This window comes from Streptomyces colonosanans, assembly GCF_001866645.1.
GTDB classification, from domain to species: domain Bacteria; phylum Actinomycetota; class Actinomycetes; order Streptomycetales; family Streptomycetaceae; genus Streptomyces; species Streptomyces colonosanans.
Map to the genome: position 1 here is coordinate 274,381 of NZ_MLYP01000058.1, position 24,038 is coordinate 298,418.

18 protein-coding genes and 1 pseudogene are annotated in these 24,038 nt (G+C 68.1%); 8 read left to right on the forward strand and 11 right to left on the reverse strand.

The features are described 5' to 3' along the window. Positions 1 to 377 precede the first annotated feature (377 nt). Positions 378 to 2,465 (forward strand): family 20 glycosylhydrolase, encoded by a 2,088-nt coding sequence (locus BIV24_RS22720; protein WP_483883276.1) that lies wholly within the window; start codon positions 378 to 380, stop codon positions 2,463 to 2,465. A gap of 351 nt (positions 2,466 to 2,816) precedes the next feature. On the opposite strand, the gene BIV24_RS22730 is transcribed toward BIV24_RS22720, so the two are convergent. Next, the gene (locus tag BIV24_RS22730; protein ID WP_143064647.1) at positions 2,817 to 3,797 is read right to left on the reverse strand and encodes a DUF4190 domain-containing protein; all 981 of its coding nucleotides are present in this window, start codon (positions 3,795 to 3,797) and stop codon (positions 2,817 to 2,819) included. A 572-nt stretch (positions 3,798 to 4,369) separates the two neighbouring features. Then, on the reverse strand, positions 4,370 to 4,741 hold the full coding sequence (locus BIV24_RS22735; RefSeq protein WP_143064648.1) for a hypothetical protein: 372 nt from the start codon (positions 4,739 to 4,741) through the stop codon (positions 4,370 to 4,372). A 272-nt stretch (positions 4,742 to 5,013) separates the two neighbouring features. Between BIV24_RS22735 and BIV24_RS22740 the strand changes: the two genes are divergently transcribed. Next, on the forward strand, positions 5,014 to 5,580 hold the full coding sequence (locus BIV24_RS22740) for a hypothetical protein (RefSeq protein WP_143064649.1): 567 nt from the start codon (positions 5,014 to 5,016) through the stop codon (positions 5,578 to 5,580). A 619-nt stretch (positions 5,581 to 6,199) separates the two neighbouring features. Then, a complete protein-coding gene (locus tag BIV24_RS22745; protein WP_245766899.1) occupies positions 6,200 to 7,552 on the forward strand; it encodes a VanZ family protein in 1,353 nt (450 codons plus the stop codon). A gap of 128 nt (positions 7,553 to 7,680) precedes the next feature. On the opposite strand, the gene BIV24_RS32325 is transcribed toward BIV24_RS22745, so the two are convergent. The 8 genes and pseudogenes from BIV24_RS32325 to BIV24_RS22780 form a co-directional block, all read right to left on the reverse strand. Further along, complete coding sequence (locus BIV24_RS32325; protein WP_079168448.1) at positions 7,681 to 8,544, reverse strand: hypothetical protein; 864 nt, start codon at positions 8,542 to 8,544, stop codon at positions 7,681 to 7,683. Between the two features lie 107 nt (positions 8,545 to 8,651). After that, entirely contained in the window at positions 8,652 to 9,176 is a 525-nt protein-coding gene (locus BIV24_RS22755; RefSeq protein WP_071368250.1) for a hypothetical protein, read from the reverse strand. A 348-nt stretch (positions 9,177 to 9,524) separates the two neighbouring features. Continuing rightward, entirely contained in the window at positions 9,525 to 9,728 is a 204-nt protein-coding gene (locus tag BIV24_RS22760; RefSeq protein ID WP_071368251.1) for a hypothetical protein, read from the reverse strand. Between the two features lie 126 nt (positions 9,729 to 9,854). Beyond that, entirely contained in the window at positions 9,855 to 10,559 is a 705-nt protein-coding gene (locus BIV24_RS22765; RefSeq protein WP_071368252.1) for a hypothetical protein, read from the reverse strand. Positions 10,560 to 10,825: 266 nt separating this feature from the next. Beyond that, positions 10,826 to 10,954, reverse strand: a pseudogene (locus BIV24_RS36125) (amino acid--tRNA ligase-related protein); the annotation flags it as partial. 590 nt (positions 10,955 to 11,544) lie between these two features. Beyond that, entirely contained in the window at positions 11,545 to 13,167 is a 1,623-nt protein-coding gene (locus BIV24_RS22770; protein ID WP_071368253.1) for a GMC oxidoreductase, read from the reverse strand. Positions 13,168 to 13,186: 19 nt separating this feature from the next. Beyond that, entirely contained in the window at positions 13,187 to 14,131 is a 945-nt protein-coding gene (locus BIV24_RS22775; RefSeq protein ID WP_107459634.1) for a cyclase family protein, read from the reverse strand. Further along, entirely contained in the window at positions 14,092 to 15,984 is a 1,893-nt protein-coding gene (locus BIV24_RS22780; protein ID WP_079168449.1) for a glycoside hydrolase family 15 protein, read from the reverse strand. Before BIV24_RS22780 ends, BIV24_RS22775 begins: the two co-directional genes overlap by 40 nt. Before the next feature lie 203 nt (positions 15,985 to 16,187). Here BIV24_RS22780 and BIV24_RS22785 point away from each other — a divergent pair, with 203 nt between their 5' ends. Both BIV24_RS22785 and BIV24_RS22790 read left to right on the forward strand, forming a co-directional pair. Continuing rightward, positions 16,188 to 17,027, forward strand: a complete 840-nt coding sequence (locus BIV24_RS22785) for an SDR family oxidoreductase (protein ID WP_071368254.1) — start codon at positions 16,188 to 16,190, stop codon at positions 17,025 to 17,027. 364 nt (positions 17,028 to 17,391) lie between these two features. Continuing rightward, positions 17,392 to 19,032, forward strand: a complete 1,641-nt coding sequence (locus BIV24_RS22790) for a molybdopterin-dependent oxidoreductase (protein ID WP_245766900.1) — start codon at positions 17,392 to 17,394, stop codon at positions 19,030 to 19,032. A gap of 390 nt (positions 19,033 to 19,422) precedes the next feature. On the opposite strand, the gene BIV24_RS22795 is transcribed toward BIV24_RS22790, so the two are convergent. Then, a complete protein-coding gene (locus BIV24_RS22795) occupies positions 19,423 to 20,100 on the reverse strand; it encodes a GAP family protein (protein WP_071368255.1) in 678 nt (225 codons plus the stop codon). Between the two features lie 557 nt (positions 20,101 to 20,657). On the opposite strand from BIV24_RS22795, the gene BIV24_RS22800 reads away from it, so the two are divergent. The 3 genes from BIV24_RS22800 to BIV24_RS22810 all read left to right on the forward strand — a co-directional run bounded on the left by BIV24_RS22800 (position 20,658) and on the right by BIV24_RS22810 (position 23,898). Further along, the gene (locus BIV24_RS22800) at positions 20,658 to 21,248 is read left to right on the forward strand and encodes a hypothetical protein (protein ID WP_245766901.1); all 591 of its coding nucleotides are present in this window, start codon (positions 20,658 to 20,660) and stop codon (positions 21,246 to 21,248) included. A 109-nt stretch (positions 21,249 to 21,357) separates the two neighbouring features. Beyond that, a complete protein-coding gene (locus tag BIV24_RS22805) occupies positions 21,358 to 22,710 on the forward strand; it encodes a Dyp-type peroxidase (RefSeq protein WP_071368257.1) in 1,353 nt (450 codons plus the stop codon). A 57-nt stretch (positions 22,711 to 22,767) separates the two neighbouring features. Continuing rightward, on the forward strand, positions 22,768 to 23,898 hold the full coding sequence (locus BIV24_RS22810) for a catalase family protein (RefSeq protein ID WP_071368258.1): 1,131 nt from the start codon (positions 22,768 to 22,770) through the stop codon (positions 23,896 to 23,898). Positions 23,899 to 24,038 lie beyond the last annotated feature (140 nt).

Below are 24,038 nucleotides of genomic sequence, written 5' to 3' on the forward strand. Positions count from 1 at the left end.
TCGCACGGGCCACACTCCCATCAACTCTCAACCGGTCTAGACCACTTGATGGAGGCATCATGTCAAGATTTGGGCGCCGTGGCGTCCCTCGTCACCAGGGGGCGGTGAAGTTGCGCGTATCGGGACTCGCTGGCTGGCTCGCAGCCCTGACGGCATGCTCGGTGCTGGTGTCGCCCGCAATGGCGAGTGAGGCAGGCGCGAACCCTGCTGTTCGGACAACGCCCGCGGGGGCCCAAAGCGATGTCGCCGACCCACGCACGACCCTGCTGCCGGTTCCGCAGAACTGGGAGCCCGCCGGGGGAGAGCTCACCCTGGCGAACACGACCAGGGTCGTGATCGATCCGGCCACTGCCGGCCGCTGGACCGTTGTCCCGGGCATGACGACAGAATCCGACCCCATTGTGTCGACCCGGCCGCTGCGTGAGGTCGCACGGTATGCCGCCCGGGACATCGAGGCCCGCACGGGTGTCCGCTTGCCCCTCACCCAAGCGAACAGTGCGAACGACAATGGCATCCAGGTGGCCCTCGATGCGGCTCTCGCACCCGAGGTCGGCCCCGAGGGGTACCGGCTGGAGATCGGTCGGACGGTGCGGCTCACCGCGCCCACGGCCAGCGGCATCTATTACGGGTCGCGCAGCCTGATCCAGCTGCTGGTCGGGAGCGCCGACCAGCGCACCCTGCCCACTGGTGTCCTCACTGACCGCGCCGACACCACCGTGCGCATGAACACGATCGACGTGTCCCGTGAGTACTGGAAGCCTCGCGCCGTGGCCGACGTCATCCGGCAGATGGGGTACCTCAAGCAGAACTACCTGGTGCTTCACTTCGATGACGCCGAGGGTTTCCGACTCAACAGCCCCAAGTACCCCGGGCTGGCCGAGCCAGGCTTCAGCTACAACCGGGCTGACATCGAGAGTCTCGACCGGATCGCCCGGGAGAACAACGTGACCCTCGTTCCAGGTTTCGAGCTGCCGGCCCACGTCTCACCCAAGTCGGCCTACTTCCACATCGGCATGGCAGACGGCCCGCGTGAGGTCGAACCGGGGTTCGGTGAGCGCGACACGGGCGCGACTCCGCAGAACACCTGCCAGGGCTACAGCTACAGCCACCTGACCGACGACTTCACGTTCAACCTCATGAACCCGAAGGCCCTCAAGGTCTCCCAGGAGATGCTCGACGAGTTCCTCCCCTGGTTCTCCTCGCCATGGGTCCACCTCGGTGGTGACGAGACGCCCCCGAACATGAACCGCTGCCCCGCCCTGCGGGACTACGTGGCCAACTCGAACGGCAAGTACGCCACGACGGCCGATGTCGAGATGGAGTTCATCAATGAGGTGAATGACCAGGTGCGAGCCAAGGGCCGCACCTCAGTGGTCTACAACGGCTCCGAGGGGTCAGCGCACAACATCCCGCTCGACACCAACGTCATCGTCATGGACTGGACCGGCAGTGGAACCGCCGCCCACCTGAAGCCCTACGACAAGATCGTCGCTGACAGCAGCTTTCTCTACCTGGTGCCGGCCCGTTCAGGCCGCCCCAACCAGCAGCGCATCGCCCAGACGTGGACCACACCCACTGACCCGAAGATCCTCGGGTGGGGCATGCACGTCTGGGGTGACGACTTGGGCTGGGCTGAAGGCCAGTGGCTCGAGTCGCTGTCGATCATGCCGAGAGGTCGGGTCGCAGACCGGCAGTGGAACACCCGCCCGCGCACCCAGACGGAGTACGCGGCATACGAGGCCACCATGCAGACCATCGGTACCGCACCGGGATACACGGGCGTTCAGCAGCCCAACACCACCACGAACGCTCGACCGATCCACCAATACGTCATGGATCCGGAGTTCCCCCGTGGCACCTATGACGCGCACACGTCGAACAACCGACGCGGAATCATCGACCGCTGCGACCTCAGCGGGATGACCCCGCTGTTCGTCTCGACGCGCTCAGCCACCGACCCGGACAAGGGCCAGGTGAAGGTCATCGACTCCGGCGGCTACTGGCTCGGGGCCTCCAACCTGACCGGACCCTGGTCGGTCACCGGCACCGCCAAGGTGAGCGGAACGGTGACTCTGCTCGGCCAGGTCGACTCCACGAACCGGGTCACCCTGAGCCCGACCGACGTCACCGTGCGCTGGAACGGTGTGACCCAGAGCTTTGGTCGTGGCCTCGGGTCAGAGCAATGGGCCGACTTCGCTCTCACCAGCGACGGTTCGACCGTCACGCTGTATCTCGACGGCGAGCGCGTCGGCAGCGTCACCAGTGAGCTGACGCTGCCCCGCTCGCGGATGCTCTACGGCGCGACCGGCACGACTCTCGCCGCCCTGGACATCTACGCACAGCGCCTCACAGCCGACCAGGCGTCCTCCGTGCGGACGCAGCGCCCCGAGGCTGTTTGCGCGACCTACCCCGAGGCGCCGACACTGCCCGCGCCCCGGCCTGCCGGACCACCGACACGTAGCTGAGGAGGGCCCTACTGCTCATCGCTCAGGATTTCGCCCGCCCCCGACAGTCCCGCAACGAAGATCGCGACGACGAGCCACGAGCGTGAACATCTCCTGAGCCCGCATCGGTGTGCCGAAATCGAAACACGGTGGCTAGCCAGCCTCCGTGTTTCGGCTCGCGTTGGCTGATCTGGGGGTGATCCCTGTGTCGGAGGTCGCGGGGCTGCCGTCGGGCAGTGGATATGCCAAGGGCCCGGCGCGACTGCCGGGGGCGTGGAGGTTGCGCAGGGACTCCTTGGTGATCCACGCGGTCAGCAGGGTCTGTCCGATCTTCCCCTGGCCGAGCACGTTCTCCGGTCCTGGGGCCCTGCTCTACGCCGGCAGGCCGAGCAGCTTACGAGCCTGGGCGACCTGGCCGACCGCGGACCGGTCCTGGACCTCGGTGAGGGCGGCACGCAGGGTGGCCACGTCCTTGGCGCGGGCGGCCTTGTCCCACGAGAGGCCGGTGACCTGAAGCTGCCGCACCACGGCGTCCACGGCGGAGCGGTCAGCGGCGGGCAGGTCGGTCCGCCTCAGGTTGCTCACGGTGTCCTGGACGGCCCCGACATTGAGCCGGGCCCACGCCGTGTACTCCGTGAGGTTGCCGTCGGTGGGCTCTTCGACCGGCATGTACAGGCTCGCGGCGTTGAGCGGGTGGAGGGCCTCGACGAAGGCGCGCTGGTCGGGGTTCAGGTCAGTGGCGGACTGGCGGACCGACTCGCGCAGTGTACCGGAGGGGGCGCCGATCCAGCACAGGACGCCTCGTCTGCCTGCCGTCCAGCCGGCCTGGTCCGGCTGGTAGAAGTACATACGGACCCGCGGCATGGCGTACAGGTCGGCGACGTAGGAGAAGAGGGGGTCCACGCAGGCCTCGCGGGACAGCCGGGTGACGGCAGCGTTGCCGGGGTAACGGTCCGGGCCGTGGACCGTGGCGACGCCGTAGGCCTCACCCTGGTGCGGCTGGTCACAGGGGACGATGTCCACCTTGAGGACACCCGGATTCCGTTTGGTGCCGTCGGGCAGTCCGCTCTGCGGGGTGAAGCAGTCACCCTTGCGTAGGTCGATGACGGTGGCGCTGGTCTTCTGCCCGACGGACCCGTCGTTATCGCGCTGTACACCGCTGGAGAAGGTCCACACCCGGATCACGCCGGTCAGGATCAGGACGGCGACGAGAGCCACCGCCCCCGAGACGGAGACCGCGGCCACCGCGAGGCCCTTGCCCCGCAGCGGCCGGCCCTCCCGGGCCCGGCGGGCGAGACGGACGAGGGCCACGATGCCGAGAACCAGGCCCACCGGGCTGAGGACGAGAGTCACGGCCAGGACGAAGGCGGTGACCGCGAGTCCGCTGGTTCCGGAAGGCTCCGGAGACTGGAACGCGGGCGGGTACGGATAGGCGTACGGGTACGGGTACGAAGACTGGGGCTGGGGCTGGGGCTGGAACCAAGACTCGGACTCACGCGGCGCTGGGACCGGCGAGGGCTCCTGCCATCCGTACGCCTCAGCAGAATCCGGACCGTGCGGCGGCGGGGGATCCAACTGCCCGTCAGATCTCGGGGGTTCGGCTTCGTACGGCATCCTGCGGCCTCGTTCGTCGCTGTGCTGTGGCGGGAGAAATCTCACACATCCTGGCCGGACAGGACAGTCAAGTCTATGAGCAGCGTCATACCGGGTCTTCGAACTTGAGCGGTGCATCTCGTTAGGCGCGCTGACTGTTCGTCACTGCGTGTGATGTGCATGGCGGGACTGGCCCCTGGACGCAGGACGCCCGTGGTCCTGCGTGATCATTTCTGTTCTCTACGCAGAAGGATCATTGGGGAGCCACGGGCTTGGTCAGCGATACGACGTTGCTGCTCGGTCTCGACGGTGTGTCCGTCGTGCGGGTGGAGTCACCGGCCGACGGGACGCGTCGGGTGCACCTGATCACGGCGGACGAGGCAGCGCGGGCCTGCCCGTCCTGTGCGGTCTTCGCCACCCGCGTGAAGGGGGCGGCGGTGACCCGGCCGCGTGATCTGCCCTACGGGGAACGGGGGCTGGAGTAAGCGGTTGATGTCGGGCCGGTAGTCGCGGAATCCCATGTCGTACGTCTGAGAGTCCACGTCCCAGCGCTTGCCGTAGAACCGGCAGGCGTTGTACGGCTCCCGCGTCGGGTCGGTCGCCACCGGCTTGTCGATTCCCGTGTACTCGGAATCGTCGTCGTTGCCGTAGGCGGTGTAGCCATAGGTGGCCACGGCTTTCGCAGGCGCTGGGAGCTCAGGCATGGCAGGAGTCAGGGCTCGGGGATCCAGCCGATATCGACGAACTTCAGCGCAAGATCACCAGGCTGGAACAGCAGAACGTCGAGCTGACCGCCGCGTTGGAAGAAACGCGCTCCGACCTCCTTGCCGCACGGGCAGCCAACCGGGACCTGACCAGAGCTCTGAACCAACGCGGGTGAGCCAGGCCGTTACGTTTGGGTATGCGAGGCACCGCGATCCAGAAGAGACGCGCTGAGTCGCTGGCGGAGGCGTGCCTTGTGGGTCACACTGCCCTCATGGATCAGGGGGTCGCCGCACTGATCGGCGCGATCATCGGAGCGGCGGGGGCCGCCGCGGCAGCCCTCATTACGGTGCGTTTGAGCGCACGCGGCGCGTTGGCTCAACTGCAGCAACAGCGAATGCAGTTCGAACAACAAGGACTTGCCAACCACGTGCGAGTCCGCCGCGACGCCCGAAGAGGCGCGTACGCAGCGTTCGCCGAGTGTTTCTACACCTTCATGGACAACGTCAAGCGAACGCATGAGATCGCGGAGACGGGTGACACACGAGGGGCGCTCGCACTCATTCAGGTTGAGGCCGCCACCGCACATGGCCAGCTACTGCGCGCGTTCTCGGTCATATCGATTGAAGGCCCCGATTATGTCACCGCGGCGGCCGAGGCTGTCGGTGACCGCGTCCACATCTGGATGGAGATGCGCTTACGGATGGCAGGCATCTCCCGGCAATCGCTCGGGGCTTCGGACTACGCGTCGATCGAATCCGGATTTCAAACCGCCTTCCGTGCATTCTTGGAAGCCTCGAACCGAGCGCTCGACGATGAGGGCGTCTGGTCTGACTCCTGAACGTCTGTGACGGGCTAGAGGTCAGCTGAGCTTTAGCAGTAGCGCCAAACGTGTTGCACTCGATACTGTCGAACGCACCGGCGCTGAGCTGCGCAAAGTGGCCTCCACTCGCCTCGCGCCACGCGGTTACCCTCAGAGAAGGCGGCTGGCCGCGGTCAAGCAGCAGTACCTTGCCGAACGACCAGCGGGGCGATGTCCACGTTCACGGCCAGCCGAAAACAGATGGCCGAGCACGCGCCGGCATGGCAGCCGCAGAGCAGGTGAGCGACCTGCCGCGTACCTATCGGCTGGCAACCCAGCAGGCTGGCGCGTTGCCGACGGCGCACGGCGGACTCGGCTCGGTTCCACGGGTTCTGGGAACCAGCCAGGCTGCTGTGTGAGTCTTCCACGCCAAGCTGATGGCGGCACAGAAGGGCGGGGTTCGGTGGCGGAGTAGCTGAGCGCATTCGTGGCCGTGGTGTCGGCAGCCCATCGCCGTGTATGCGGCGTACTGGGCCGGGCGCTCGGCACGCGGCACCTTTGCGCACACGGCGTACGAGCTGGCGCGCACCCTGCACACGGACCTGGTTCGAGGCTCTGACCAGGCCGTCGGACATGACATCGGAGGGATGGGCAAGACGTGTTCGACGCCGTCTTCGGGGACGACATATGGTTCCTGGCCGGGCTCACAGCCGTGGCCGCCGTCCTGGGGCTCCTCGCGTGGGACATGGCGCGCCGGCGCCGTATCGCCCACGCGGGCTGGTGGGCGCCGCTGGTGTTCTGTCTCACCGGAGTCCTCGGGGTCACGCTGGCGCTGCGCGGCGGCACGAGCGGACGTGCCGAGTGCGTGGCCAACCACGACCTCACCGAGCCGCTGTACACCACGCAGGGCCTGTGGAACCTGGCGATGTTCGTGCCGCTCGGCCTCTTCGGCGTGCTCGCCCTGCGCCGACCGCTGCCCGCGCTGGCCGGCGTCCTGGCACTGCCGGTCTTCATCGAACTCACCCAGGCACTGGCCCCGTTCGTGAGCGGCATCTGCGACAGCGCCGACGTGGAGATGAACGCCGGCGGCGGTGCGCTGGGCGTGGCCGCGGGGCTCGTGCTGCTGCGTGGGCGCGTCGCCTGGCGGGCCTGGGCCGCGCCCACCGTGGCCGTGACCGCCGTCCTCGCCGTGCTCGGGGTGGTCGTCTGCCGGACCGCCGTCACCCTGAACCACATGGATGGCTCCAGCGTGCGGGAAGCCCGCGGTGACGAGCGCGTGGCCGCCGAGCGGGCCGTACACCAGGCCTTCGGCGACCGCTACCGGGTCGGCGCCGTCAGGATCAGCCCCGGCCTCGACGGCTACAACGGCTGGATGAACATCCAGTTTGCGGGCGGGTTCCCCGCGGAGCTGATGTGGCCCGGAGGACGCCGGCTGAACGTGGACTTCGGGAACACCGCGGGTATGGGAAGCATGGAGAAGGTCGGTTACACGGTACCGGGCGCCGGCACGCCCCACGGCACCGCCGACGCCTACCGCATCGCCCGCACCTACATGCGCGCCCACTACGCCTGGGCCGAGTCGGCGTCCTGGCACGCTACCCGAGCGGTCCACGACAGCGCCGGCTCCGGCTGGGTGACCTCCTGGCGGTTCAAGGACCGGGGCGTGGAGATGCCCCGCAGCCTCGACGTACGGATCAACCCCGCCGGACGCGTGTACGGGATGCAGGTCGACCTCGGCCCCACGCGTGTGCCCCTCCCCGCCAAGCTGATCTCGGCACGGCGGGCCGAGGAGATCGTCCGCGAGAAGCGGAGGAAGGGTGCCGACACGACCGGGCTGCGGATCGAGGCCGGTCCGCTCACCACCGAGCGGACCATGGGCCATACAGGTCCGTGGCGCGCGGTGTGGTCGGTGGTCGTCACCGACACTCGGTGCACACCCGACGCGGACGGAGACGGCTGCGAACCGATGACGGAGTCGTTGGACGCGGCCACGGGCGAAAGCACGGGCTGAGGGGGAGCGCAAGCGCGCCAGTGCACTCTTGGTCCCTGGCGCGCTGTGTGGACGTCTGCCTCAGCCAGCCGGTAGGTCGTCACGCTCACGCGAGTGGGACGGGTCTCGGCGGCACCTCCTGGGGTAGGTCATGGTGGGGGAATCTCGCGTAGCGTGCCGAGTGCGCGGGCCACGCGTAGGGCGAGGCTGCGGCCCTGGTCCGGGCCGTCGGCGAAGCCTCGGTAGATCGCTGGGGAGTCGGTTTCCAGTGTTGCGTGGCACACCACATGGCCTTCGGCTTGCCGCGCCTGGCTGACCATGTCCGCGACTCTGCCCGGTTGCAGGTCCATGAGGTTGCCTGGGCGGAAGATGCACGTATCGCAGAGTCGGGCGCACAGTCGGACGGTGCCCGTTCGCGGGTCGGCGACCGCGTCGTACGGTTCGCTGTTCGCCGCCTCGACACCGTCATGGTCGTCGGCATACTCCATCGACGCCTCCACGTCGCGGTGCCGGCGGCCCCGGTTCATCGGCGTCCTCCGCAGCCCGCGTGTCCGCAACCCACCGCAGAAGCTGCGGCTGTTGCACGGGCAGGGGCAGCGTCCGGCCGTACGGCGCCGCGTGGCCGGGCTTGCGGCCGGGGCGGGCGCGCTGCGTGTGGGTGGCATTTGCGCTGTGGGGGTGGTGTGTCGCGCGGCTGCCGCGAGCAGGTCGACGCGGGCCGTACGGGACAACTGGTCGAGGGACTGGAGGGAGTTGGTCATGTCCTGGCCCCGCGGTGGGACGGTGGTGTGATCGCAGGCCAGCAGTTGGACGGCGGCCTCGGTAACGATCCAGGCCAGGGCAGTGGGGGCGAGAGTCGCGCGCTCCTCGGCCAGCATGCGGTCGGCAGCGATGGCGAGCACCGCTGACAGCGGCGGGGCTTCTTCGTCGGGGGCTGCTGCGAGGGTTGAGTGCGCGTGATGGAGGAGTTGGTCCACGAGCTGGTGGTACTGGGAGGCTTCGGGGGCTGGCATCGGGGAGACATCCTTTTTGATGAGGGGCGGGCCGGCGCTGTGGCTGCGGCCTGCTGTGCGGGTGTAGCGGTTGTGTAGGGGGGCCTGGTTGTCGGCCCCGCCACGGGTCAATTGCGGCCGGTCACGGTGGTGCTCTGGTAGCTCGCCGGCGCGAGGGTGAGCTGGTTGATGTGCTGGGCGAAGCAGCTGTGGCCTTCGTCGTGGGTGAAGGTGTCCGGCAGCCTGTCGGCATTCATGAGCTCTTCGGGTTTGAGTGGCGGGTGGGCGAGGTGGGTGCCGAGGTCGGCGAGGTGCCTGATCTCGGCGAGTGGCACGGTTCCGCGGCACTCGGGGCAGGGGCCGAGGAGTTCGAACGGGTCGTCGTGGTAGATCGGGGTTCGTGCGAGGAAGGTGTACGTTTCGCCGGTGTCGGGGCAGGTGGCGGTGGCCAGGACAGGCTCGCCAGGGCCGTTGCGACGGCGCCGCCAGTCCGGGTTGGTGGTGATCTGGTCCAGGTCGAGGCCGAGGGTGGCGGCGAGCCGTACGGCGGTGCGGGCGTGTTCCTCGCCCCGGTAGGGGCCGTGCAGGCTGACGACGTTGTGGTGGCGGATGAAGTCGGCGGCGGCGTGGGCGCGTTCGGCCAGCGATGTCATGGCACGTGTCTCCTTCGTTGCCAGGGGTGTGAGGTGGTGCTGGGTGCCGCCCCGGTGCTGCCCGGGGCGGCTGGGGCCGGTTTACGGTTCGCGGGCCGGGGCGGCAGGGGCGGTGTCCTTCGGCGGGGCGGTGGGGGAGGCAGGCTCGGTGTGGGCGCTGGTGCGGTGCAGGTGGGGGCGGAGGGTGAGGAGGCGTTCGCTGGTTTCGGCGATCCTCCAGAAGTCCCAGCCGCCGCGGATCGGGGTGACGTTCGGGCGCCACAGTGCGCAGGACTGCGGCGGAGGCGCCGCTGGGGGACGTGTAGCGGCCTTGGCCGGGGCCCTCGGTGATGGTGAGGCTTCCGGTCGTCAGGTCGAGCTGCCGTTGATGCGGACTCGGGCGTAGATGGCGTAGACGGCTACATGGTCGGCGTCCGTGCCCTGGGTGGGGGTGTTGAAGTGTTCGATGTGCCGGCGAATGGCCTGGGCGGGGGTGAGGGACCAGGCTCGGGCCAGGAGCGTGATCTTCTGGTAGGTGTCGGCGTCCAGGGAAACCGAGTGGGGCGACGTCATGGGAACCGTGTCTCCTTCAATGGGTGCGGCCGGGGCTGGGCCGGTGCCGCCCCGGGTGGGACCGGGGCGGCATGTCGTGGATGCGCAGGCGGGGGCGCCGGCCGTGGGCGGTGAGCAGGACGTCGGTCATGTCGCGTCCTGCTCGGGGGTGAGGTGGAACAGCCTGAGCGGGCTGGGGTCTTGGCCTGGCGTGCTGCCAGTTGTGGTGCCGTCAGCGGCGATGTGCCAGCGTGTGGCGCCAGGGGGCGTAGTGCTCAGGGTGAGGACGATCAGGGTTCCGGGGCGGCTGCGGGTGGCCAGCGCCTGCAGTTGTCCGGTATGGGCGGCGTCCGGTACGGCGAGCAGGAGCAGGGTGCCCGGTCCGGCCTCCGGGTCAGCGTCCGTGTGCGCCGGCCCGGTTGCTGGCGAGGCGGTGTTCTGTTCGTCCTGGGTGCGGGCGTGGGCGATGAGGTGCTGCTCGGTGGCTTGGATGGCGTGGGTGAGATCGGGACTCTGGGTCAGGGCGGTGAACTGGGCGGGGAGGCTGGGAAGCAGCGTGTCGGCCACGTCTTTGGGGACGATTGCCGTGACGTGTGGCGGCGCAGGGCGCTGGCGTTCGGCAGCGGTGAGGATGCCAGCCAGGAGGGCGCGAGCTGCGCCCTCAGGACCAGGGCCGGTCCAGGAGCAGCCTCCGGGCGTGGAGAGTTCGTCGAGCAGGACCTCGGCGCCTTCTCGGACGCCGATGGTGACGGTGCCTGAAGGGTAGGGCTGTTGCGGCGGCGTGCGGCGGGTGATCAGAGCGTCGGGATCCCGCGGTTGACGGGGCTGGGTGCGCCGCGCACGAACGCCCATGCTGCTTCTTGCTCACCCTCTCGCGCTCCTGCCTGTGGTCACGAGTGACGGGCCGACCACCGTAGGATTGACCAGGGCAAGAGCGGACCGGACATGGGCCTCGGCCGGGTGCTGATGGTGCTGCTCGGTCTGGAGTCGATCCGCGAGGCCACCTTCCTGTTCCGCGGACCGAACCGGCTCACCCCGTAGCCGGACCCCGGTTGCGCCCCACCACGGCACGGGCTTGAGCCTCGTGCCGTGGCACCGCCTCTCGCGAGGGTGCCCATCACACGAACGCCGGCCGCGCCCAGGCCGCCGTGCGGCGGGCAGCCGTACCGGAAGGCGTTCAGGTAGTCCTGCATCGGTTCGGGGCTCTGGCCCTTCTCGGCGGCCTGCTTCAGCAGCACGCGGCGCGGGCGGTGAGACGTACGGTTCTCCGGCTTTGAGGCGCATCACCGCCCCCCCACTGCCCGTGCTCGAGCCACCGCAACGCACGTTGTCGGTCCTCGGCATCGAAGCAGGAGAGCAGCAGCCGTATCCAAACCGGGGCGGCTTCCGCTCCGTCCGAGACGGCAGCAGACGCCGTCGACGACGATTCCGGCGAACAGCCACAGCGCCGCGAAGAACCGAACAGCGGCGACGGCAGACTCGATGACATACGCCGACAAGCGGAGCTCCACGAAAGCGCAGGCCTGGGGCTACTGGAGCCGTGACCCCCGCGTTCATAGCCGATCCGCTCCGCGATCACCGTCACGGGCATCGTCGCATTCTGCTTCAGCAACTCGCGGATCGCCGGCTTGACCGCGTCCACCACCGAGTCCTTCGGCGCCCGCCGGTAGGCCGGCGGCCACTCCGAGGCCAGCGCCCGCAGCACGGTACTCCTGGAAATCCCCAGCTGCCGGGCCACCGTCTGGGCAGAGAGCCCCCCACTCCGGTGCACCGAGAGTGGCCCGCTTTTGATCCGCTGTCCGTAGCCTTCGATTCACCCGTTGCCGAGACGTGGCGGTCAGGCGGGGGAGGAGGCACCGAGGCGCTCGGCGATGTGGTCGCCGACGCGCAGGGCGTTGGCGATGGCGGTCAAGGAGGGATTCACCGCGCCGATGCTCGGGAAGAAGCTGGTGTCCACGACGTAGAGGTTGTCCAGGTCGTGGGCCTTGCAGGTGGTGTCGAGCGCTGAGGTGCGCGGATCGTTGCCGAAGCGTATGGTGCCGGCCTGGTGGGCGGTGGCGCCGATGGGCATGTCCTTGTGCAGGTAGAGGGTGTGCGGCAGCAGATAATGCGTGTGCATGCCCAGGTGGCCGAGGATGCTTTGCAGCTTGCGGCGCAGGTGGGTGACTGCGGTGATGTTGTTGGTCTCGTCCAGAGCCAGGTGGATGTTGCCGGCGCTGTCAAGGGTGACGCGGTTCTCCGGGGCGGGCAGGTCCTCTCCGCACAGCCAGAAGTCAACCGCGTGCTGGGCAAGGACTTCGAAAGGCATGTCCGGGGAGGCGAGGCCGGCCCAGCGGGGTGCTTCGCCGCGGATCTGGTCGGCGTCGGACTTGCCGAGCATCTGGATACCGCCGAGCGGATAGTCGAAGTCATCCGCGCCGAGGTACCAGTCATTGACGGCGAGGGTCTTCTGGAAGCGGGTGTTGTTGGGCTCGTGGGAGACGGCCATCAACGCCAGGTTGTTGTGGCGCATGTAGTGGCGGCCGACGATGTCGGCGCTGTTGGCCAGGCCGCGCGGGTGACGGTCGTTGGCGGAGCGCAGCAGCAGGGCGGCGGAGTTCACCGCGCCGCAGGCGACGGCCACGATGTCGCCGTGGAAGCTGGCGGAGGAGCCGTCGGGGAGTTCGGCGACGACGTTGGTGACGTTGCGTCCGCCGGCGTCGGTCTCCAGGCGGCGCACGTTGGCACCGGTCACCAGGGTGACGTTGGGGTATTCCAGGGCGGGGTCGACGCAGATGACCTGGGAGTCGGACTTGGCGCCCAGCAGGCAGGGGAATCCGTCCACCCGGTCGCAGCGGATGCAGGCACTGCGATGGGTGGGGCGCCCCTGCTCATCCTGGGTGAGGTTGACGCCGATGGGGAGGTGGAAGGGGCGCAGTCCCTGCTTCTCCAGGTCGTCGCTGAGTTGCTGGATCCTCGGCTCGTGCTGGACTGGGGGGTGAGCGTACTGGGCGCTGGTAGGTCCTTCGGTCGGGTCCTCTCCGTGGCGCCCGTGGACGAGGTAGAGGTGTTCGGCCTGGGTGTAGTACGGCTCGAAGTCCTGGTAGCTCAGGGGCCAGGCGGGGGAGATGCCGTCGTGGTGGCGAAGTTTGCCGAAGTCCTCGGGGCGCAGCCGGAACAGCGCGGCCCCGTAGAACTTGGTGTTGCCGCCGACGTAGTAGTTGACCTCCGGCGGGAAGGTCCTGCCGTTCTGGTCGTACCACAGTTCGGGGGCGCGGTACTTGGCCCTGACGAAGACGGCGGAGGAATCCCAGTTGTCGCGCTCGCGCGGCAGGTAGCCGCCGCGTTCGAGAAGGAGGATGCGCTTGCCGGTGCCGGCGAGGCGGTGAGCGAGTGTGCCACCGCCCGCGCCGGTGCCGATGACGATGACGTCGTAGTGCTGTCCTGTGTCGGAGTGCGGGCCGGTCGGCTCGTCGTGCATGGTGTTCCACCTTCTTCGCTCAGAGAATGGCGATCGGATTGACGGGGCAGCCGGTGGCAGCCGGGAGCCGCAGCGGCGCGACGACGCACAGGAAGGACCAGCGGCCCTGCTGCGCGCACTGCGGCGCCAGCTCTTCGAACTGCAGGTAGTCGAGGAGGTGCAGTCCCAGGGCATGGACGGCGAGCACGTGCACGGGAAAAGCGACTCCGTCGACGGCGCTGGGTGCCGGGTCGCTGTTGCTGTCACAGCCGAGCGCGGCGATCTGCCGTGCGGCGGCGAACTCCAGGGTGGTGGGGTGCAGCCCGGCGCGTGCCCGGGTCACGTCCCAGGCGCCCAGGTCGATGCGACGTCGCCGGTGCCCCACGCGCACGAAGAGCAGGTCGCCGCGGCCGACCCGGACGCCCTGGGCCGCTTCGGCGGCGGCGAGTTCCTCGGTGGTGACCTGGGTGCCGGGCTCCAGCCACGGCACGCCGTTCAGCCTGGGGATGTCGAGCAGTACGCCGCGTCCGACGATGCCGTCGTGGGTGAGGTCGAGGGAGAGGGCGCCGGCCCCGGTGGAGGTGAAGGAGTCGGCGGGGAGGTTTCCGTAGAGTGTTCCGTCCCAGATGACATGGCAGAGGGCGTCGAGATGACTGTCGACGTCATTGTGGACGTTCATCGCGAAGCGGTCCCGGGCGAAGTGGAGCGCGTCACCGGGCGGCTCGCTGTCGACCGGGGCGGTGAGCTGGTGCCGAGCCGGGTCTGGAGCATCGGGTGCCGGAGTCGTCTGCACCGGCGCGGCCAAGGAGACGGCGCGTCCGGAGCGGACTTCCGCCGCGGCGGTGAGCACCTGCTGTGGGGTGATCGTGGCCAGGGCACCGCGCTCTGGTCCGCCGGCGCGTGCGGCGTGCAGGCGGCCGTGCAGGAGGCGGAAGTCCGTGGCGCTCAGAGCGAGTGGTCCGCCGGATTCCGTCCGGTGAGCCATGGGGCTGGTTCCTCGCGTTCCGGCCCGCCGCCGTCCTGCCGGCGGCGGTCGAGGGCGTCGTCGAGGGTGGAGGCGGCCATGATGAGCGAGAGGTGGGTGAAGGCTTGAGGAAAGTTGCCCAACTGGGCACCGTCCGGGCCGATCTCCTCCGCGAACAGGCCGACGTGGTTGGCGTAGGTGTGCATCTTCTCGAAGGTGTAACGCGCCTGGTCGAGCCGACCGGTCCGGGCGAGTGCGTCGACATACAGGAAGGTGCACAGGCTGAAGGTGCCTTCCGAGCCGCGCAGGCCATCGGGTGAGGCGGCCGGGTCGTAGCGGTAGACGAGGCTGTCGGAGACCAGCTTGCGGTCGATGGCGTCCAGGGTGGACAGCCAGCCCGGGCCCAGCGATGGCAGGAAGCCCACCCGGGGGACCAGCAGCAGGGAGGCGTCGAGTACGTCGCCGTCGTAGTGCTGCACCAGGGCCTGCTCGGTCTTGCTCCAGCCGCGCTCCATGACCTGGGCGAGGATGGCGTCGCGGGCCGCGGTCCAGCGTTGGACGTCGGCCGGGCGACGCCATTCGTCGGCCAAGCGCAGTCCGCTGTCAAAGGCGGCCCAGCACATCACCCGGCTGTAGGTGAAGTCTTGGCGTCCGCCACGGGTCTCCCAGATGCCTTCGTCCGGGCGGTCCCAGGAGTCGGCGAGCCAGTCGAGGGTGCGGGCGAGCGCCGTCCATTCGTCGTAGCCCACGTGCATGCCCAACTGGCGGCTCTCTGCCAGGGCGTAGAGGGCCTCCCCGTAGATGTCCAACTGCACTTGGGCGGCGGCGGCGTTGCCGGCTCGCACCGGGGAGGAGCCGCGGTAGCCCTCGAAGTGGTCGAGGATCTCCTCGGTCAGCCGGGGGTCGCCGTCGACCCGGTACATGATCTGCAGGGGCTCACTGCCGGGGCCGCCCTGCTCGTGCAGCCGCTGGCCGAGCCAGCGAACGAACGCGACCGCCTCCTCGACGAAGCCGAGGTCGACCAGGGCCCGCACTGACAACGCACCGTCTCGGATCCAGGTGTAGCGGTAGTCCCAGTTGCGCTCGCCACCGACCTGCTCGGGCAGGCCCATGGTCGCCGCCGCGACGGGGGCGCCGGTGGGGGCGTAGGTGAGCAGTTTCAGGGTGATGGCGGAGCGGTGCACCATGCCCGGCCACCGGCCGCGGTAGCGGGAGGTAATCAGCCAGCGGTGCCAGAAGCCGACCATCCCCCATAGTTCGCGGGCGAGCTCGTCCTCGGTCGGCTGCGGCGGAGCGGGGCCGCCGGCGCGGCAGACGGTGAACAGTGTTCCGGCGACCTGCCCCTCGCGCAGCGTCACTTCGCCGCGGACGTCCTGGCCGTCGCGCTGTAGCGGGAAGGTGCTGCGCAGGTGGGCGGTGAGGTGGGGGCTGTGGAAGGCTGCTCCGCCGGGATCCAGGTCGAGGGTGTGCTCGGCGCGGGCGTAGTCGAAGCGCGGCCGGCAGTCGAGGGTGAAGCGCACGGTGCCGCGCACTGCCCGGGCGACCCGCACGAGGGTGTGCCGGTCGGTGGCCCGGCACGAGGGGTCGGGGACCATCCCGTCGATCACCTCCCCGACTCCGTCGGGTGACATGAATCGGGTCACCAGCAGCGCACTACCCGGGTAGTAGAGCTGGCGCCAAGTGCCCTGACCGCTGTCTTCGGGCGCCAGCCGGAACCAGCCACCGCGGTCGTGGTCGAGCAACGCGGCGAAGACGCTTGGCGAGTCGAATCGCGGGGCCGCGAACCAGTCGACGACGCCATGATCCGAGATCAGAGCGGCTGTCTGCAGGTCCCCGACCAGTCCATGGTCGGCAATGGGAGGGTACCGATCCATATCTCCAATATGCGACTCTTTTTGACTAATTGCGCGCCCAGAATGGCACCGAGGCGAGCACCCAGAGTTATCATTTGGACACGATCCGCATTGCACCGCCAAGGTGGGGTTCATGAGCCGGGACCACCGCGCACGCGGTGCTCCCGGGAGCAGCTTGCACCCCGGGGCGGGCCCGGGCGACGGACAGAGACGGAGACCCACCCGTGGCAACCACCGCCAGCGAAACCCGGCCGCTTGCTGCCTTGCCGCTGCTGAAGGGGCAGAAGGCGCTGGTGACCGGCGCGAACTCCGGCATCGGCAAGGCCACCGCCATCGGTCTGGGCCGGGTCGGCGCCGATGTCGTGGTCAACTACGTCGCGGGCAAGGAGGCCGCCGAGGACGTCGTCCGGGAGATCCAGAGCTTCGGGGTGCGCGCTTACGCCCACGAAGCAGACGTCTCCCAGGAGGACCAAGTCGTCGCGATGATCGCGCGCGTGGTCGAAGAGTTCGGCACCATCGACATCATGGTGGCCAACGCTGGGTTGCAGCGGGACGCGTCGGTCACCGACATGACTCTGGCCCAGTGGCACAAGGTCCTGGACGTCAACCTGACCGGGCAGTTCCTGTGCGCCCGCGAGGCGGCCAAGGAGTTCATGCGCCGTGGCGTCGTCCCCGAGGTGTCCTGCGCGGCAGGGAAGATCATCTGCATGAGCTCGGTCCACCAGATCATCCCCTGGGCCGGGCATGTGAACTACGCGGCTTCCAAGGGCGGCGTGCTGATGATGATGCAGACCCTGGCCCAGGAGCTCGCACCCCACCGGATCAGGGTCAACGCGGTGGCGCCCGGCGCGATCCGCACTCCCATCAACCGCAGCGCCTGGGACACTCCTGAAGCCGAGGAAGCCCTGCTGCGGCTGATCCCTTACCGGCGGGTGGGTGACCCGGAGGACATTGCCAATGCCGTCGCGGTCCTGGCCTCGGACTTCATGGACTACGTGGTGGGCAGCACCCTGTACGTGGACGGCGGCATGACACTCTTCCCCGGCTTCGCCACCGGCGGCTGACGACGGCGCATGTGGAGAGCCTGCTGGCGCAGACCCCGGCCCAGGAACTGCCCTGGCGGGAACTAACTGATGGCCTTCATCCTCGCCGCCCACATCACCCTGATGCCGCTCGCGGTGGCACTGCCTGAGCACACATCTGCACGCAGCTATTTGGAGTGACGAGGTCCTCATGAGTCGGCCTGAGGGTCAACCAGACAGAAGGGGCAGGGCGGAGGAGGCGCGCGCAGCCACTGGCGCGGCATCGGGCTCCGACCCTCTCGGCGCCCCCGATCCCCTCGAGAACGAGCTCAGCTCTGCCGAGGACCGCGTCGTCGTCGCGGAGTGGTCGCGGCGGATCCCCCCGATCAGGGCGCGGATCCCGGAAGTGCGCATCGGCAAGCGCTGGTACAGCACCGCCTGGCTGATCCCGATAAGCGTCGCGGGGCTGATCGTCTGGATCGCGGTGTGCCAGCAGTTGCGTACCTATTCGGCGGTGCAGAGTTGGCTCGCCAGCCATCCCGGGACGGGCGACTTCCAGCCGCCAGTCATCAGCGGGTTCCCGTTGTGGCTGCGCATCCTGCACTTCCTGAACTTGCTGTTCATGCTGTTCATCATCCGGGCTGGGATCCAGATCCTGGCCGACCATCCACGACTGCAAACAGACGCCGGGTCCATGCCCGGCCGGGAGCGACTGCGGCTGCGCGGCCCTGTGCCGCCCGACCGGATGGCGCAGGAACCGCCAGAGCGTGCCTGGACGGCCAAGGACGACGCGGTCACCCTGCCTCGCTGGCTCGGCCTACCGGGGATCCGGCACTCGATCGGCCTCGCCCGCTGGTGGCACTTCAGCTGTGACTTCCTGTGGGTCCTTACCGGCGTGACGTTCTATGTGCTGCTGTTCACCACCGGGCAGTGGGCGCGGCTGGTGCCGGTGAACTGGAGCGTCATCCCCAATGCCATCTCGACTGCTATCCAGTACGGGTCGCTGGACTTCCCCGCGAACAAGGGCTGGACGCAGTACAACGGCATGCAGATCATCGCCTACTTCGTTGTGGTCTTCATCGCCGGGCCACTGGCGCTCATCACCGGCCTGCTGCAGGCGCCGGCCATCGCCGCCAGGTTCGGGCTGGGCTGGGGCCGGATCAACCGCCAGACGGCCCGCATCGTCCATTTCATGGTGCTCGTAACTTTTGTTGGGTTCATTTTCATCCACACCGTCATGGTCTGGATCACCGGGCTGCTCAAGAACCTCAACCACATCACCATCGGCATGAACACCGCCTCCTGGACCGGATGGTGGCTGTACGTCATCTGGATGGCCATCGTGGTGGCCGTCTGGTGGGCCGCATCACCGCTCACGCTGCGCTATCCGCGGGTGGTGCAGAAGACCGGCAGGTTCCTTATCGGCTGGGCAAAGGCGCTGTTGGAGAATACGGATCCGCGCGCAACCTACCCCGAAAAGGCGATCTCGCCGTTCTTCTGGCCCAACGGCACGCTGCCGGACAGTCAGGAATACGCAGACCTGCGGGACAACGGCTTCCGCGACTACAGGCTGCGCGTCGACGGACTCGTAGACAAGCCCGTCACCCTGTCCTACGAGCAGCTGAGGGCGATGCCCAAACAAGAGCAGACCACCCAGCACTACTGCATCCAGGGCTGGTCAGGCGTCGCCAAGTGGGGCGGCGTGCCAATGCGGGAGATCCTCAAGCTGGTGCAACCATCGCCGAAGGCGCGTTTTGCGGTGTTCTACTCCCTCGCCTCCGGTGCCGAGGGCGGGGTCTACTACGACGCTCACAAGATCGAGCACATGCAGCACCACCTGACCATCCTCGCCTACGAGATGAACGGTGAACCGCTCAATGAGCTACACGGCGCTCCGCTCCGGCTGCGTAACGAGCTTGAGCTGGGTTTCAAGCAGGTCAAGTGGATCCGGGCCATCGAGTTCGTCGAGAGCTTCTCCCACCTCGGCGCGGGGCAGGGCGGCTACAACGAGGACCATGAGTTCTACGGCTACCGAATGCCTATCTGACAGCCCATCGCCAGGAATCTCTGCCGCCCCTGCGGCGCGCTCCGGCGAGGACGGCATCGCGTTGGGAGCAGTGCCATGCTGGCGAACGTGACCTGTCGCAGGACCCATGAGGAAAGTACGCCCGGGGACGGCAGCCGGACCCTGGTGGCCCATGTCCGGCCTCGCCGAACGCAGGCGGAGGCGAACCGCGACGAAGGGCTGCATGACGTCGCCCCCGCCGTGCGACCGCGCTGCCGGCACGCCCGCGAGCCGCGCCGCCTCAACGACCTGGCCCGAGGCTCGCACCGGCACTGCGGAAGCCTAATGCCGTGTCGGTCTCATCCGAGATCGCGATCTTCGCCGGTTCGCGCGCCCGTGATCGAATCACGCCACCACACCTGGCGAATCCCGTCAGGAGGTGAGGATGGAGATGCCATCTCCGAGCAGTTTCAACCCGAGAACGAAGAACAGGATGGCCATCACAGCGACGCTGTGCTGAGCTGCCCACTCTTTCCAGTTGCCGAGCGTGGTCTTGGCTCGCTCTCCCCCGAGGAGAAAGACTGCCAGCGGGGCCAGCAGGCCGAGGGTGGCGATCACGACGAAGATCGCCAGCGATGCGATCTGCTGCCCGACCGGTAGTCCTGCTGAGCCGATCGCGGCGCCCGCGGCGATGGTCAGCGGTGCGTTCTTGGCGTTGAGCGCGGCCAAGGCCAGTCCGAGTGCGAAAACCTTGACCGGCGTGAGGCGGTCGGTCGCGCCCATCCACTTCGGCAGCTGGGCTTGCGAGGGATCCCTTGGGCGTCGGCGCCACTGCCGGGCACCGAAGGAGACGAGGAACACGCCCAGAGCGAGCTTGAGCGCTCCCACCCAGGTGGCCGGGTGCTTGTGGGCGGAGGCGCCTGCCGGGGAAGCGATCGCCAGCATCACCGCGCCCAGTGCCGCGAGTCCCAGGATCCAGCCGACGGTGAAGAGGACGCCGTTGAGCCGTCCTCGGGGCGTGGCGAGTATGAGGATGACGGCGATGATCGGGAGGGGACTGACCGCGACGGCCGCCGCGAAACCCAGCACGTCACCGAGAACTGCGCCCATGGTTGCCTCCGGATGGCGATCCAGTGGAGCGGGCTTGGCGGAAGCGGGTGATCCGACCCTCTGTACGGTGCAACGGCTTGTTCTGTGATCGGCTGCGCCGTTGTCTTCACGGCTGTGCGGAAGTGGTTGCCAGAAATGGCGACGGCGGCATACTCAGCACGTCCCACCGCTTCCATCTTCCTGTGCCTATCCGGATCTGTCCTCGGGAGCTTCTCGGGACGCGAAGCCCCCGGGACTGGTCTGCCGCACCCACTCTGATGCCGTCTCGGAACCGGTCGGCAAGCTGGCACTCGAGGCTGCTTTTCCTGCTCAGCACCATGACGGAAACGCTGCACGGAACGTAGTCGCCCCTGGTGGGGGCATCGTGAAGTGGTCAGGATGAACACTCGCCAGTACCGGAGTTTCCCAGGGGAATCCGTCCCAGGTGAAAGCGTCGATCAGGGTTTGAAAATGCGAGGCAGAGCATCCGCCGAGAGGATTGACATGTGAGGGCGATGGCGCTCCATGTTCGGGTGCTTGGCGACCCTCGCACCGATCCGTGGCAGGAGAGTTTCACGATGACTGCGACGACAGGTGCAGCCCAGTCAGCGCGCCCCGAGCGGCCAGGCAGGTCGGATGGGGTCTGCAGCGAGTTCACCGTCTTCACCGAGATCAAGCCGGGCCATGCGGAAGCGTTGCGTGAGGATCTCGCCGCGATGGCTGACGCGGCGGCTGCCGAGAGGACTCATGCGGCGGTGCGCCAGATCGGCACCTTGCACGACGCACGGCATGTGATCTTCGACAACGACACCCGGTTCATGTTCGCCAGCGTCTTCGACGGCTCCTGGGACACCTACATCGACGACTTCGCGAAGACGGTGGTCGGGGAACGCTTCGACAAGGTCTTCTCGCACAGCGAAGGGTTCCCCGGCGTCAAGGATCCTGGGGTGAAGGACTGGTTCCTCGCCCACCAGGAGCCCGCCGGAGTGTTCGTCAGCGCCTATCCCGACCTGACCGTTCAGCAGATCTACAAGGACCAGCGCGTGGACGACGCGTTCCAGGAGGTGCTGGACACCCCCGAGTTCCGGTCGGCCCTGGAGAACCCGGCCAACGCGGAGTTGGTGGCCACGCCTGCCTTCCAGAAGCTGTTGGAGCAAGCCTCGGCCTAGAACCCGGACACAACCGATCCTCGGAACCGACCCAACGTTGGACCGCATCGGCGGGTGCGGCCGCAGCGGTGTTGCCCAGGCAGAGACCGATGTGGAGGCACAAGCGATCATGAACAGCGCGGACAGCAGCAGCGCGGCCGGTGTGAGCGTCGAGATCGACGATGTCCAGAGCGGGGCGCTGCGTCCGAGGCCCGTGCCGTACGAGGGAAAGTTCGTCTTCCTGCGTGTCGATGACCGTCATGCCGGGCGCGCCCTGCTGCGGCGGCTGCTCCCGGTGACCTCGGGTGGTTTGCCCAGCGTGGAACGGAGCCAGGATGCCTGGGTCGCCGTGGCGTTCACCTATGAGGGGCTGAAGGCCCTAGGGGTACCCCAGGCGTCGCTGGACAGCTTTCCGCGGGCGTTTCGTGAGGGCATGGCCGCGCGGGCGGAGCTGATCGGCGACGTGGGCGAGAGTGCACCGGCCCACTGGGAGGCACCGTTCGGAACGGGCGGTGTCCACATCGCGTTGAGTGCCCTCTCCTCAGATACGGCACAGCTGGACAAGGAACTGAAGCGGGCCCGTGTCGCCTACGAGGAGACACCCGGTGTCCAGGTGATCTGGCAGCAGGACGTCCACCAGCACCCGACCGGGCGCACCACCTTCGGCTTCCGTGACGGCATCAGCCATCCGAACATTGAGGGCGTCGGACTGCCCGGCTCCAACCCGCAGGAAGCCCCCATCAAGGCCGGCGAGTTCATCCTCGGCTACCTAGATGAAACCGGCAGCCTGCCGCCCATGCCCAGCCCCGATGTGCTGGGGCGCAACGGGACCTACGCGGCCGTCCGCAAGATCCACACCAACGTGGCGGCCTGGCGCCGGTACCTGCGCGCGAACAGCTCCAGTGCCGAGGAGGAGGCACTCCTGGCAGCCAAGATGGTCGGGCGCTGGCCGAGCGGAGCGCCGTTGACGCTGACCCCGGAGCACGATGATCCGGAGCTGGCGGGCGATGCGCACCGCGTCAACAACTTCCTGTACCGGGAGAACGACGACCGGGGGTACCGGTGCCCCGCCGGTGCGCACATCCGGCGCACCAACCCCCGTGATTCCATCATCATTGGCGATGCGCGGATGCACCGCCTCATCCGCCGTGGCACCACCTACGGCCCGCCGCTGCCGGAGGGCGTGCTTGAGGACGACGGCGCCGACCGGGGCCTGGTCGGAGTCTTCCTCGGGGCCCATCTGGAACGGCAGTTTGAGTTCATCAAGGCCGAATGGGTCAACGACGGCAATTTCATCGGCTACCCCGGCGAGAAGGATCCAGTAGCCGGGCATCACGGCGGAACCGGCAGCGTCACCATCCCGGAGAAGCCGGTCCGGCGCCGTCTGCAGAACCTGCCCAGCTTCGTGGTCACCCGGGGCGGCGAGTACTGCTTTGTGCCGGGGCTGCGCGCTTTGCGCTGGCTCGCCGAACTGGAGGGCTGAGGGTAATTCCAAGCCCCTGAGGTGCGATCACGGTCTCCGAGAGGAGAGGTCGAAGTCATGGCAGCACAGTTCGTCCGCTACACGCCTGACGTCGAAGACGACGACCCGGACTTCGACCGCAACGTGCAGATGGTGATCGAGAAGACCGAGAGCTACATCGCCGAGTCGGTTAAGGCCGGCGGCACCGGGCGGGCCCTTCGGGACGCTCATGCCAAGGGTTACGGGCTGCTCCGTGGGGAAGTGGAGATCCTGGACGGGCTGCCCCCGGAGTACGCCCAAGGTATCTACGCGACCCCGGGAACGCACGATGCGCTCATTCGCTTTTCCAACGGCTCGCCTCACACTGGAGCCGACGCACGACTGGGCACCGCCACCGGACTGGCGCTGAAAATATTCGACATCCCGGGCCCGACCTTGCTGGAAGACGAACCGGACACGGGCACCTTCGACTACGCCAACATCAATGGACCGATCTTCTTCTGCAACACAGTCGAGCACTACCTGTTCATCCAGGAACTGTTCCTGAACGCGCCGGCCTACTTCTCCCAGGGCCGTCCCGGAGCACATCGCTTCTTCACCGAGTTCGTGACCGGAAAGGGAACGCTGGACCAGGACAACTGGGCATGGGACGAGTTCCTGGCCTTCCTGCGTCTCTCCAAGACCCCTGCGGTGAACCTGCTGCTTTCGAGCTACTGGACCATGGGCGCGGTCCGGCACGGGGACTACATCGCCAAGGTGCGCATCACCCCCGACCCGTCCTTCGCCGCCGCGGTGGTCCGGCGCACGATCGACCCGACCTCGGGGGCGGAGGTCTTCCGACCGGCCCTGCAAGCCGAGCTGCACGAGCGACCCTACGCCTTCGACATCCAGGTCCAACTCTGCACCGACCTCGAGCGCATGCCGGTGGAGGACACCACCGTGGAGTGGCCCGAACAGCTCTCGCCTTCCGTCACCGTGGCCAAGCTGCGCCTGCCGCAGCAGGACATCTCCGAGCCGGAGAATCTGGAGAAGATGGACGCCCTGTCCTTCACGCCCTGGCGGGTCACCGCCGAGCACGCGCCCCTGGGCAACATCATGCGTGCCCGCAAGGAGGTCTACCGGCGATCCTCCATCGCGCGCCACAAGCTCAACCAACAGCCACGCACAGAGCCGCGCAGCGCCGACGAAGTACTTGGCCCGGCCCAATGAGGCCGACTGATGTAACGGCAAGCGACCCCCAATTTCGGGGCAGAGTGTGCGGGTGCCGATAAAGCATCCGCCCAGGTCACGACCTTGATCGAGTATCTCGGCTGTGGTCGCGGCTCGCCCCGGACCTTCACCTGCCGGGG